Annotated in this window: 9 protein-coding genes; 4 read left to right on the top strand and 5 right to left on the bottom strand. The window is 59.9% G+C overall.

The genetic code is table 11. From position 1 onward, the window contains the following. Window positions 1-636: 636 nt before the first annotated feature. Entirely contained in the window at window positions 637-2,859 is a 2,223-nt protein-coding gene (locus AAAX72_RS06840; RefSeq protein WP_349129691.1) for an ABC transporter permease, read from the bottom strand. After that, window positions 2,849-3,634, bottom strand: a complete 786-nt coding sequence (locus tag AAAX72_RS06835) for an ABC transporter ATP-binding protein (protein ID WP_349129690.1) — start codon at window positions 3,632-3,634, stop codon at window positions 2,849-2,851. Before AAAX72_RS06835 ends, AAAX72_RS06840 begins: the two co-directional genes overlap by 11 nt. Window positions 3,635-3,782: 148 nt before the next feature. Between AAAX72_RS06835 and vsr the strand changes: the two genes are divergently transcribed. Further along, window positions 3,783-4,772: a DNA mismatch endonuclease Vsr gene (gene vsr / locus AAAX72_RS06830; protein ID WP_349129689.1), complete on the top strand. Its 990-nt coding sequence runs from the start codon at window positions 3,783-3,785 to the stop codon at window positions 4,770-4,772. A gap of 709 nt (window positions 4,773-5,481) precedes the next feature. Here vsr and AAAX72_RS06825 read toward each other — a convergent pair. Next, a complete protein-coding gene (locus AAAX72_RS06825; RefSeq protein WP_022095149.1) occupies window positions 5,482-6,339 on the bottom strand; it encodes a class II fructose-bisphosphate aldolase in 858 nt (285 codons plus the stop codon). Between the two features lie 334 nt (window positions 6,340-6,673). Between AAAX72_RS06825 and AAAX72_RS06820 the strand changes: the two genes are divergently transcribed. Continuing rightward, complete coding sequence (locus tag AAAX72_RS06820; RefSeq protein WP_349129687.1) at window positions 6,674-7,477, top strand: DeoR/GlpR family DNA-binding transcription regulator; 804 nt, start codon at window positions 6,674-6,676, stop codon at window positions 7,475-7,477. 74 nt (window positions 7,478-7,551) lie between these two features. Here AAAX72_RS06820 and AAAX72_RS06815 read toward each other — a convergent pair whose 3' ends face one another. Continuing rightward, a complete protein-coding gene (locus tag AAAX72_RS06815) occupies window positions 7,552-8,712 on the bottom strand; it encodes an MBL fold metallo-hydrolase (protein ID WP_161115048.1) in 1,161 nt (386 codons plus the stop codon). Window positions 8,713-8,841: 129 nt separating this feature from the next. Then, window positions 8,842-9,828 (bottom strand): LacI family DNA-binding transcriptional regulator, encoded by a 987-nt coding sequence (locus AAAX72_RS06810; protein ID WP_349129694.1) that lies wholly within the window; start codon window positions 9,826-9,828, stop codon window positions 8,842-8,844. A gap of 383 nt (window positions 9,829-10,211) precedes the next feature. Between AAAX72_RS06810 and AAAX72_RS06805 the strand changes: the two genes are divergently transcribed. After that, window positions 10,212-11,417 carry a galactokinase family protein gene (locus tag AAAX72_RS06805; RefSeq protein ID WP_195445006.1) on the top strand — a complete coding sequence of 402 codons (1,206 nt, stop codon included), beginning with the start codon at window positions 10,212-10,214 and terminating at the stop codon, window positions 11,415-11,417. Continuing rightward, complete coding sequence (locus AAAX72_RS06800; RefSeq protein WP_349129685.1) at window positions 11,408-13,036, top strand: UDP-glucose--hexose-1-phosphate uridylyltransferase; 1,629 nt, start codon at window positions 11,408-11,410, stop codon at window positions 13,034-13,036. Before AAAX72_RS06805 ends, AAAX72_RS06800 begins: the two co-directional genes overlap by 10 nt. Window positions 13,037-13,337 lie beyond the last annotated feature (301 nt).

Below are 13,337 nucleotides of genomic sequence, written 5' to 3'. Positions count from 1 at the left end.
ATGGGGCACGGGCGGGCGCTCAAGGCCGTCGCGAGGAAGCGGCTCAGGGCGATATACGCCGTGATGCGCGACCGGGTGCCCTACCGGGAGTAGCCCCGACGGTTGACAAAACTATAGGAACACCCAACGACTACCCCTCGCGTATCGTATGCGCGCCGGGCTTCGGGGGCCAGGCACACTCTGTTAAACATGCCCTCGGGTCGCACGTTTCCCCTCGAATCGATCATACAAGCCCCCAATCTGTTCGGTTTCCCCAGATTGTGAGCCCGCACACCCAAGCCGCACCGCCCGCCGTTCAGCTGAAACCACCTGCCAAAAAGGGACAGGTTTATTTTGGCAGGTTTTATCTGGGCAAACGTCCAAACCGACGTAAGGGAGTTGCCTTCCCTCGTGGCGGTCTTCTAGCAGAAAAACCAAGTGAGTAGGCTTTTTGCAGAAGGCCGAGCAAGCCCTAAAACGCCACAGCTCTAACCTGCGGTTTCATCGATCATTTGTCGCGATGTGCTCGGCAGGTTCAAAAAAGTCTACTCACTTGCATCCGAGACACCCCAGATAGGCAAAAACCACCGCGAAAGGGCCCCTGGTCCCTTCGCGGCGGTCATACGCCTCTGATTTTGCGACGATTTTGCCCGCTTGTTACTCGCTGTAGCGGGTAGCGATGGCGGCTTGTACCATGCCGGTGCTCATGAGGTAGGTCACCAGGAAGTAGCCACCATAGGCTGCCAGGAAGATTGCACAGGTGAGGCCCACGGTGCCGCCGATGCTCATATTTCCGAAAATGCTCACCAGCTCGATGATCACCTTAAGTGCCACAAAGGAGTGCGCCAAGCCCACCGCCAACGGGAACAGGAAGAACACCGCTTGTTGCGCCATCACCGAATGGCGAATCTGGCGGTCGTCGCAGCCGATCTGTGCCAGCACACGATAGCTGCGGCTGCCGTCGGCCACGTTGGAGAGCTGCTGGATCGATAGAATCGCCGCGCATGCAACAACCAATACAAAGCCGATGTAGATGGCTAGGTAGCTAATTAGACCGTTCATTTGCGCTGCTTGCGTGTACATCTCGGAGCGTGTGATGAAGGTTCCCCACGACCCCGGCTCCTTGCCGTCAACGAGCAGATTGTCGAGCACAGTGTATTTAATGCTCTCGTCTGCCTCGGTCGTATCCATCCCCTGTTTGTAGTTAACGAGCAGGCTACTGGAATACGGCTGCAGATTAAGTTGGGACAACAGCTCGTCGGCAACGACGACGGTACCCCCATTACTGCCCATCGCCGAGTTGGCGATGGCCGCTGCATCTTCGTCCGACTTATCGGTTGCGGGCTTGAGCGTATGCCCGCCCAAGGTAAGGGCATGGCCGCCAGCCATATACTTGGTGTACAGGTCGACCAGCTCGCCGCCCATATCACACGTGAGCAGATACTGGTCGTGACCGATGTGCACCGGCTCCTCGCCCATCATCTGACGCAGTTTGTTGTACTGGCTCGCCGGCGTCACAAACAGACCCATCGTATCGGCATTGCTACCCCCGAACGCCTTGGGAAGCTTTTCGCCCATGGCCTTGCACATTTCACTTGGAGTCACCGAAGGATCCGAACCGCCAAGCGGGTAACTCAGATACGAATCGATCTGCACATGCTCACCGGCAACATCGGCAATATTGACCTTCTTGCCGGTCTCGTCGTTGTTGTCCGCCGACTTGCCCTTACGATCGCCGTGCCATGGATCGCCGTGCCATGCGGAGTACAAATCGACCGTACTATCGGCCAGCACCATGCGATCGGCTTCAGACGGATTGATGTACTCTTTGTAGTAGTCGAGCGTATCGGGCGTGTAATAGACATACGTCTGTGACACGTCAACAGGGTTATAGCGCTCCGCGTTTTCGTTCATCACATTGGCAATCGACATACCGCACGTCACCGAGGTGATGGCCAAAAACAGGAGCATCGCGATGACGCCCATCGAAAAGCACACCGTGTTGACCTTGGCCGCAAGCTGGCGCACGGTAAACATGTTGAGGCCGCGCCAATACACGCCGCGCAGGCTCTGCAGCAGCTTGATGAGCATGCCCGAGAGTCCCCAGAACAGGGCAAAGGTGCCCACTGTAACCATAGCGGTCGTAATGCCAAACTGGTTCATGGCCTCTTGCAGCTTGCTGTCCGTCGCGGCTAGCGGGAACCCATCACGTAGCAGACGGTAATAGGCCACGCCCACAAGCACCACGCCCACGGCAAAGATGGCAATCGCAATCCAGAGGTTGCGTGTCTTGATGCTCTCGTTGCGACGCTCGGCACCCATAAGCTCGATGAGTTTGGTACGACGCACGGCGCGAAGGTTCAGCAGTAGCGTGAGCACAAACATTACGAGCATGCAGGCAAGGGTCAGATTGAACGCATGCACCGAGAAAAAGAAGTGGAAATTGGCGATCTGCGTCTTAAAGAGCGAGGCCGTAAAGAACGTCATGAGCTGGGAGAGTCCCACACCCAGCACAATGCCGGCGACAAAGGCCACGACCGAGACAATCACCGTCTCGAGCGCCATGATCGTGGCGACGCGTCCACGCCCCATGCCGAGCACCTGATACAGGCCAAATTCCTTCTTGCGGCGTTTCATGATGAAGTTATTGGCATACACCATCAAAAAGGCCATGACACCGGCCAAAAAGTACGTCAGGTCGCCGAGCATGCTGCCCATAACCTGCGCCAAGCCCTTTTCATCGATGCCGGCGATGTCGACCTGCATCGAGATGGTGTTAAAGGCATAGAAGACCGTGACGCCCAGGGTGAGCGTCAAAAGGTAGACGAGGTAGTCGCGGCCGGCGCGGCGGACGTTACCCCAAGCGAGTTTACAGAGCATCGGAGCCCTCACCGCCCATCATGGCAACGACCTCCATAATGCGGTCGAAGAACTCTCGGCGGTCGGTGTCGCCGCGGCGCAGCTCGGTGAAAATCTTGCCGTCGCGGATAAACAGCACGCGGCTCGTATAGCTGGCAGCAAAGCTGTCATGCGTGACCATGAGCACGGTGGCGCGCAGGCGGCGATTGAGGGCCTCCAGGCTCTCGAGCAGCAGGCGAGCGCTCTTGGAATCGAGGGCGCCGGTGGGCTCGTCGGCCATGATCATGGTGGGGTCGGTGACGAGCGCGCGAGCCGCGGCGACGCGCTGCTGCTGGCCGCCGGACATTTGGTAGGGATACTTGTCGAGCACCTGACTGATGGACAGGCGCGCTGCCACATCCTGCACGCGGGTCGAAATCTCTGCCGAGTTTGTGCGGGCGATGGTGAGCGGCAGGGCGATGTTCTCGCGTGCCGTGAGCGTATCGAGCAGGTTGGAGTCCTGGAAGATAAAGCCGAGCTCCTCGCGGCGGAACTGCGAAAGCTTGGCCTGCTTCATGCGTGTTACGTCCTGCCCGTTGATGCGGATCGTGCCACTTGTGGCGCTATCGATGGTCGACACGCAGCTGAGCAGGGTCGACTTGCCCGAGCCCGAAGCGCCCATGATGCCAACAAATTCGCCGCGGTTGACGGTAAAGCTGACGTCGTTGAGCGCGCGGGTCACGTTGCCCAGCGCCCCATATACCTTTTCGAGATGCGCGACCTCCAGTACCGGGGTCGCCATGTGCGTGGTTTGCATACCGAGTCCTTTCTTGCGATTAGTCTACGGCATCTATAGTCGCAAGAAGACGAGTCGGCTACCATCGATATGGCTTACGCTTGCCTTACCGTTGTGTAAGGTACGGGTAGCCGCCCTGCCACGTGTTGATATTGAGAGAGGACTCCTGTTGAAGACTGTTCATGTTGCCGCTGGGATCATTCGCAAGGAAGGATCTGACGAGCTGCTTGCCGTGCAGCGCGGCTATGGCGACATGCAGGGACTTTGGGAGTTCCCCGGCGGCAAGCTCATGCGCGGCGAGACGCCCGAGGACGCCGTACGCCGCGAACTCATGGAAGAGCTGCGGGTAAAAGTCACCAACCTGCGCGATTTTTACACCGTTGAGTATGACTACCCCGATTTCCATCTCTCGATGGAGTGTTACTACTGCTCGCTCGCCGATGAATCCGATGAACCCCAGAAGCACGACCGCCAGCTCGATATCCGCTGGATTCCGCGCACCTCGCTTGCCACGGTTGAGTGGATGCCCGCCGACAAAGGGCTTATCGATGCTCTGATTGAGTTGAAGGAAGATCGGCTTGAGGCCAACGGCACTGCCAACGACGCCGAGGCCACCACGACTGACAAACCCGCCACCAAATCCAAGCGCGCACCTAAGCGCCGCAGCAAGAAGCGTCCCAAACCCGGTCTGCTCGACGGCATCGATACCTCGGACCTTTCAGCCGACGAGCGCGAACTGGTGCGCCGCCGCGCCGCTATAAAAAAGTCCATGAAGGGCAACAAGCGCGCCAACACCAAGCCCGAGCTGCTCGTACGACAGCGCCTGCGGGCCGCGGGCCTTACGGGCTATCGTTTGGAATGGAAGGTACCCGGCAAGCCCGACATCGCCTTTCCCGGGCGCAAGATCGCCATCTTCGTCAACGGCTGCTTTTGGCATCGCTGCCCCAAGTGCAACCCCAGCCAGCCCAAGCGCAACGTTGAGTTTTGGGAGGCAAAGTTCCGTCGCAACGTCGAGCGCGACCGAGCAGCCATCAACGCACTTACCCAAATGGGCTGGACGCCCATCACCGTCTGGGAATGCGAGCTCAAAAAAGACCGCATCGACGCCACGATGGAAAAGGTCATCGAACAGGTACGGGCTGCAGGGCCGCAGCGCTAACAGCGAGCATTCACACGCCCCACACAGGCGAGCCACATCCGCGCCACAAACCTTAGAAAGCCCTTAAGCTCAAAACCTTTCAAGAGTGTTACCCGATAGCTTTGACCTGCGGTTTCATTGTTACATCAAATCTGATTAAGCCTTTCTTTAGCGCTTCCTTATCTGCGCTCGCGGCATAATACTGCCAACGCACGGGACCTAGCAGCACACCCCGTGCGCAACCTTTTGGTGGACATCGAGGAGGCCGCATAAGCATGCATTCTTCCAATGCCGTAGCACGGCAGCCATCCCTAAAACATGCAGACCTTTTCTCCTTCCCCCCGACACAGAGAGACGGCCTCCTCGACTCCCCCACCACAAAAGCCAAACGCTCAACCAACCAGAGCCACAACTTGCGAGCATCGTTCGAAAAGCTCCAAGCATCCCTAGACAAAACCTTCCCCAACCAAGCCCGGGCATACTAACCCCTCATCAACAAAGCGCCCCTCGCGCCCCACCCCTTCAGCCCCAACGCCACAAGGGCGATCGAGCAGGACGGCTTGGGCGGGTCCCCGTACTTAGTTTCCAAAATCATTCCGCAGCGCGAAGGCCCCCGTTGCCAACGCTTCGTAGAAGCGAGGCAACGGGGGCCTTCATGCGCGAGGACGTTTTGGAAACTAAGTACGGGGACCCGCCCAAGCCGTCCGGTGGGATCAGAGTACCCTTGCTGTTACTCTGCTTTGCCCACAGAGTTGAGGTTGGTCATGCGGATCTTAACCAGCTCGGTGATCTCACGCATGCCCTCCTTGGCCGGCTTCTTGGGGTCGAAGCAGGCGGGGTTCTCGGCCATGTAGGCCATGAAGCCCTTGGTGTAGGCCTGACGCAGCTCGGTGGCGTAGTTAACCTTGCAGATGCCGTTCTTCACAGCCTCGGCAACCTGCTCATCGGGCACACCGGAGGTGCCGTGCAGGACCAGCGGCACGTCGACGGCGTCGCGGATGGCCTTGACCACGGACTGCTCGATGTGCGGATCGCTCGTGTACACACCGTGGCTGGTGCCAACGCCAATTGCGAGGGAGGTGCAGCCGGTACGCTCGACGAACTCCTTGGCCTCGGCCGGATCGGTGTAGGGGCTCTCGCCCTCAACCGCGGGACCGTCGTCCTCCTTGCCGCCAACCTTACCGAGCTCAGCCTCGACGGGCACGCCCATGGCGCGGCCAGCGTCGGCGACGGACTTGGTCAGAGCGATGTTGTCCTCGAAAGACTCGTGCGAACCGTCAATCATGACAGAGGTGTAGCCAGTGCGGAAAGCCTGCATGCAGCGGTCATAGCCATCGCCGTGATCGAGGTGCAGAGCGACGGGCACGGAAGCGCGCTCGGCGGCAGCCTTGACCATGCCGTAGAAGTAGTCCAGACCAGCGGTCTTGATGGTGCCCGGGGTGGTCTGCATGATGACGGGGGACTTGGTCTCCTCGGCAGCAGCCAGAACGGCCATAACAAACTCGAGGTTCTCAACGTTGAACGCGCCGACGGCGTAGTGGCCGGCCTGAGCGTCCTTGAGCATCTTTTCGGTGGTAACAAGTGCCATGAGCGTTTGCTCCTCTCCCTCGCCCGCATCTGGACATCGGGCGTAGTTGTTCACAAGGCGTTTTACCTTGCGTTTTGCTGCGCTCATTGTATGAAATTCAGCGTCTTTGCATGTGCGAGATATTGAGCCCATGCAGGTCAATACCGTCGTTTTTGAAAAGTAAACGGAAGGAATTGGGGCCGGGCGGGCGTGTTCGATATTGAATTTTGGGCGTTCAGCGTCTTTCTTTTATAGAAAAGATAAGTAATCGAAAGGCGTTTTCTTACTCAAAAAGAAAATGAACGAAAATAGAGTCAACACAATTCCTGCAAATTTGGCCGAGAATGGAGCAGCTATGGCCCACGCAACAACCCGAGCCTTCGCCGATGAGCGTCGTGCCGCCATCATGGAAATGCTTGAGCATAATGCCTCGGTGCAGGTAGCAGAAATCGCCCAGACCTTTGGCGTGTCCTCCGTTACCGCCCGCGCCGACCTGGACGCGCTCGCCGAAGCAGGCAAGCTGCGTCGCACGCATGGTGGCGCCGTATCGCTCCACAAGCGTCTGACTGTTTCCACGCAGGATCGCCGCATCAATGTCAACGTCGCCGCCAAGCAGGCCATCGCGCAAAGCGCCATCGAGCTCGTCAATGACGGCGACACGCTGCTCGTTGACTCGGGCACCACGGCGCTCGAGTTCGTCCGGCTCCTCGATCAGCGCGACGGCATCACCGTTATCACGGCCGACATTACCATCGCCGATTACATCGACGAAAGCATGCCCTCGGTCGATGTCGTCATGCTGGGCGGGGCGCTGCGCAAAGGTCATCGCTATCTGTACGGCCCACTTACCATGCAGGCGCTCCAAATGGTCCACGCCGATCTTGCCGTCATGTGCCCCGGCGCCTTTGTCTCCAGCTGCGGCTTTACGACCGACTTTCCCCAGATGGCCGAGACTAAAACGGCTATGATCGCCGCGGCCCATCAAAGCGTCGCCCTCATGGACGCCAGCAAGGTTAACGGACGCGGCATGTACCGCTTTGCCGAGCTGACCGATGTCGACGCCATCGTGATGGACCGAGACTCCGAAGGCGCCGTCGCCACCTCAATCGCCAAGACCGCCGACGGCGCACGTCCAGCACTCATCATCGCCGCCAACTAAATAAAAACCACCACAAAGGTGCCTGTCCCCTTTGTGGTGGTTGTGATGGCTGAACGTCAAAAGTGAGCGTGTCGCTACTTGGACAGCTCGTCGGCGAGGGCCTCGATCTGGGCGCGCGAGGCTTCGTTGAGCGAGCCCAGCACAGTCACCTTGTTCTGCGTCAGGGTGATGTCCTTCATGCCCTCGAGCTCCTTGGTCATAACCTTGGCAGCCGCGGGTGCCCAAGAGCCGGCCTCGACGAGCGCCACCGTACGGTTCTGGTAGGCGTGCTCGGCGAGCGTATGGATGAAGGTGCTCATGCACGGGAAGATCTCGCCCTGATAGGTGATGGAGGCGAGCACCAGACGGTCGTAGCGGAACGCATCCTCAACGGCCTCGGCCATGTCGTCACGAGCCAGGTCAAAGACGGAGACCTTCTGGCCGCGAGCCTCAAGCGCAGATGCGAGCTCCTCGACGGCAGCCTTCAGATGCCCGTACACGCTCGCATAGGCAATCGTGATACCCTCGTCCTCGGGCTGATAGCTCGACCAGGTGTTATAGGTGTCGAGGTAGTAGCCCAGGTTCTCAGTCAGCACGGGGCCGTGGAGCGGGCAGATAATCTGGATGTCCAGGTCGGCGGCCTTCTTGAGGACGGCCTGCACGAACTTGCCGAACTTACCGACGATGCCAAAGTAGTAACGGCGCGCTTCGCAAGCCCAGCCCTCGGGATCCTCGATGTCGTTGGCGCCAAACTTGCCAAAACCGTCGGCACTAAAGAGCACCTTGTCGGTGGACTCGTAGGAGAAGAGCACCTCGGGCCAGTGAACATTGGGGGCACCGACAAAGGTTAGGCTGTGGCCGCCCAGGTCGAGCACGTCGCCATCTTTGACGACCATCTTGCGCTCGGGGAAGTCGGTGCCAAAGTAGTTGACCATCATACGGAAGGCGCCCATGCTGGCAACAATCTGCGCCTGGGGATAGCGCTCCATAAAGGCGGCGATGCCGGCGGAGTGATCGGGCTCCATGTGATGGACGATCAGGTAGTCGGGCGTGCGGCCATCGAGCACGGCCTCGAGGTTGCCGAGCCACTCGTCAACAAAACCGCCGTCGACTGAATCGGCGACAGCGATCTTTTCGCCCAAGATAACGTAGCTGTTGTATGCCATGCCGTTCTCGGACACATCGTACTGGCCCTCGAACAGGTCAATGTCGTGATCGTTAACGCCAATGTAGCGGATATCCTTGGTGATCTCCATCAGGCAAAGCCTCCTAGATAGACAAAAGAACCCGTCTATCATAACACTCGCCTTCATAGCCACGGCTATCCGTCAGCATCCTTACCGATTGTAATTGAGGCGGAATATACTGCCGTTGACCTGCACAAACTATGCGCGCAGTATCGCCGTGCTATGTCGAATAATGAGCTGGCCGGGAATACGAATGGCAACGGTTTTGTCCGTTGCCCCCGCCTTGGGAACCGCGTGCTCGAACACCTCGCGTCCACGCTGATGCAAATCGAATCGAACGGTCGTGAGCTCGTTGTGTGCCACAAAATCATCGAGCGAATCGTCGACGCCCACCACGCTCACGTCCTCGGGCACGCGCAGACCGCTATCGCGCAGCGCTGCAATCGCACCATTTGCCATCTGGTCGTTTGCCGCGTAAATCGCCGTCATGGTGCGATCGTGCTCGGCCAGGTACCTGCCGGCCTCGTAGCCGCTGTTGGCAGACCAGTCGCCCTCGAGCGGCTCTGCCGGCTCGATGTGTTTACGCTCGAGTGCATCCTGCCAACCGGCGCGACGAAATTGCTCGTCGACCGAGAATGACGGGCCGCCAATATAGCGAATCTGCTCGTGCCCTAGCTCAAACAGGTGATCCATAAGCAATAGCGAGCAGCCGTAATGGTCGGAATCGACCGTGGTCACCCGCGGGTGCGCGTACATGGTAACGATGACCGTGCCAATGCCCGGCAGTGGATCAAACGTCTCAAAATCGGGCGCCATGCGACTCATACCGATGATGATGCCGTCCACCGGCAATGCGGCCATACGACGCGTGGCCTCGGCAAGCGAAAACTCCTCGGTCTTGGACATCTCGACCAGCGTGATGGCGCAATTATGCTCGCGAGCAGCGCTGGCGATGCCGTCGATCATTGAGAGGTTGCCGAACTTGGTGACATCGTTGACGCACAGGCCGACCGAATGATAACGGCCGTCGCGCAGCGAGCGACCGGCATAACTCGGACGAAAGCCGAGCTTTTGCATAGCGGCCTGTACGCGCTGGCGCGTCTGCTCGTTAACGTTAGGCAAGCCGTTGGCGACGCGCGAAACCGTCTGCTGCGAAACGCCGGCAGCGCGGGCGACGTCGGCCATGGAGACCGGACGCGAACTGGTATCGTTGGACGGGCGCCTTGCCACAGGATCACCTTCACCCTTGCGAGATCTGAATAGCGTGAATGCCGGCCCGGGCAGAAATACATCCCGCGCCGAGGCCCGCTATCGTCGGACGCATGTTAACGTACTCTACTTTTTCTATCTGCATCTCTTCTGCTTTATAAGTCCATACGGCAGTACCGTTCACGGCTGAATTTCTACCGATTACCAGATTCTCAAAAAGTGACAAGTGATGTGTTATGAGTACGTTAACATAGCCCGTAACGTGCGGTATCGTGAACACTTGGTTCATGCCGCTTTAAGTTGTTAACGTACTCATAACGACGCAAAACCCACCCGGGCGCGCCAAGGAAAGGACTCCCATGACCACCCCCGACGAAAAGACATTCGCCACGCTCACCAAGCTGTTCGAGGAGGAGTTTGGCCCCATCGGCGACCGCCAGGTGCTCTACGTGCACGCGCCCGGCCGCTCCGAGATCAGCGGCAACCACACTGACCACGAGGGTGGCCACGTTATCGCCGGCTCGCTCGATGTCGCCGTCGACGGCATCGCCGTGGCAACCGATTCCAACAAGGTTCGCGTAGCCGACGAGGGCTATCCCACGTTTGAAATCGCGCTCGACACGCTAGACGTTCAGGAGTCCGAGAAGGGCACGTCCGCGAGCCTCGTCCGCGGCATGGCCCACGAAATCGCTGCTCTGGGCGTTGAGCCCCAGGGCTTCGACTTTGCCTTCACCTGCTCCGTCCCCTCGGGCGGCGGTCTTTCGAGCTCCGCTGCTGTCGAGGCGGCATACGGTCGCGCCATGGAGACGCTCTGGGACGCACCCGCCATCGAGCCCGTCGCGCTCGCCCAGATGAGCCAGCGCACCGAGAACAACTATTACGGCAAGCCCTGCGGTCTGATGGACCAGGCCGCCGTTTGCTTGGGCGGCCTCGCCTACATGGACTTTGAGGATCAGGCTCAGCCTAAAACCCAGAAGCTCGAGCTCAACTTTGAGGATCACGGTTATGCGCTCGTGCTCGTTAAGGTCGGTGCCGACCACGTGGCCGCCACCGACGACTACGCCGCCGTTCCGCGCGAGATGCAGGACGTCGCTGCCGAGTTTGGCAAGGCACGCCTGTGCGAGGTAAACGTGGCGGACTTTGACGCCAAGCTCCCCGAGCTGCGCGCCAAGCTGGGCGACCGCGCCTGCCTGCGCGCCGTTCACTACTGGTACGAAAACGGCCTGGTCGATAAGCGCTGGGCTGCCCTGAACGCCGGCGACATCGATCAGTTCCTGGTCCTGACGCGCGAGTCCGGCGCCAGCTCTGCCATGTACCTACAGAATGTCGTTGCCAAGCTGGGCTCCGAGCAGCCCTCGATGTATGCCCTGGCACTGGCCGAGCACGTGCTCGACGGCCGTGGCGCCGTCCGTATCCACGGTGGCGGCTTTGGTGGCACCATCCAGGCCTTCGTGCCGCTCGACCTGGTCGACACCTTTATCACCAAGATGAACGGCTGGCTGGGCGAGGGCTCTGCCCGCCACTACGCAATTTCTGACAAGGGGGCTTACGCGGCATGGCTGTAATGACTGACGTGCGCGAGGCCGCGCAGAACCTGATCGAGTACGCTATCCACCGATCGATGATCGGCCAGGACGATCGCATCTGGGCGTATAACACCATTCTCGAGTGCATCGGTGCTACGGGCCCGGCGCTCGACATGGCCTGGGCGCTCCAGGTCGAAAAACTCTCGCTCTTGCACCCCGACACCCTGCCCAACTTTGACCTTGAAGGCACACTTGCCGCGCTTGCCGAGGCGGCTGTTGCCAACGGCGCCGCCGAGGACACGGCATCGGGCCGCGACCGCATCGCCATGCGCATCATGGGCGCGCTCATGCCAAGGCCTTCGGTTGTAAACGAGGAGTTCAACGGACGCATGGGCGTCAACGAGCCCCGCGCCGCGACCGACTGGTTCTACGGTCTGTGCTGCGACGCCGGCTACGTGCGCCGTGCCGCCATCGCGCGCAACATCAAATGGAGCACCCCCACCAACTGGGGCGACCTCGAGATTACCATCAACCTGTCAAAGCCCGAAAAGGACCCGCGCGATATTGCCGCGGCCGGCGCCGCCAAAAACACGGGCGAGAAGTATCCCGCCTGCCAGCTCTGCATCGAAAACGAAGGCTATCCCGGACGCTCCGCTGCAGCCGACGGCGGCGCCCATCCCGCCCGCCAGAATCTGCGCGTTATCCCCATTAAGCTCGACGGCGAGCGCTGGGGCTTCCAGTACAGCCCGTACGCGTACTTTAACGAGCACTGCATTGCCATGAGCTCTGAGCATCGTCCGATGCACGTCGACCGCAAGGGTCTGACCTGCCTGCTCGACTTTGTGGACCTGTTCCCGCATTACTTTATTGGCTCCAACGCCGACCTGCCCATCGTGGGCGGCTCGATTCTGTCGCACGACCACTTCCAGGGCGGCGCGCACGAGTTCCCCATGATGCATGCCGCCGAGGTCTCGCAGTTTAGCGTGCCCGGCTTTGACCAGGTCAGCGGTACCGTGTTGCAGTGGCCGCTTTCGGTGCTGCGACTGCGCTCGCACGACCGCGCCCAGCTGCTCGACGCCGCCGAGAAGATCATCCTCGCCTGGCGCGAGTGGACCGATGAGTCGGTGGGCGTCATCGCGCACACAGCCGACGGCGTGGCGCACAACACCGTGACGCCCGTCATCCGCCGCGTCGACTCCCGCGGCAATGCCGGCGGCGAGATTTACGAGGCCTACCTGGCGCTTCGCTGCAACATCACGACCGACGAGCATCCGCTGGGCGTATTCCACCCGCATGCCGAGTACCACCACATCAAAAAGGAGAACATCGGCCTGATCGAGGTCATGGGCCTGGCCATTTTGCCGCCGCGCTTGGTTCCCGAGCTCGGCGCTGTCCGCGAGCACTTGCTGGCGGCCAAGGCCGATGCCAGCTACGACCTTGCTGGCGCGCTCGAGGGCGACGACCTTTGCCGCAGCCATGCCGCGTGGGCCGAGGACGTCTTTGCTCGCCGCGCCGACGAGCTTACGGCCGACAACGCCATCGATATCCTGCACGAGGAGGTCGGCGTGGTGTTTGGCCACGTGCTCGACAACGCCGGCGTCTTTAAGTGGGACGAAGCCGGCCGCGCCGCCCAACAGCGCTTTATCGACTCACTGTAGCATACAGGTTCGAGCCTCATCAGCGGCCACGACATAACCGCCCACACGACAACGGCGCCCGCCGGCAACATCGCCGACGGGCGCCGTTTTTGAGTGTAGTCATTGGGGTCATTCTTAAGGGGCGTTCTTAAACGACTAGTCATTAAAGAGCGTCCCCAATGACTACTTGCGACCAAGGCAACGCCGGTGTCTTGGCAACGACAGCGAAAACGCCCCTAAGCGAGCAAGGTGACGTGAAAGAGGAGGGCATTGACCTTTTGGTCATGCCCGACGATTGAACGTCAGATTGCCGCTTAGGGGC

The organism is Collinsella sp. CLA-ER-H8 (assembly GCF_040092335.1).
Taxonomy (GTDB): Bacteria; Actinomycetota; Coriobacteriia; order Coriobacteriales; family Coriobacteriaceae; genus Collinsella.
This window is presented reverse-complemented; position numbering and strand designations above follow the sequence as displayed.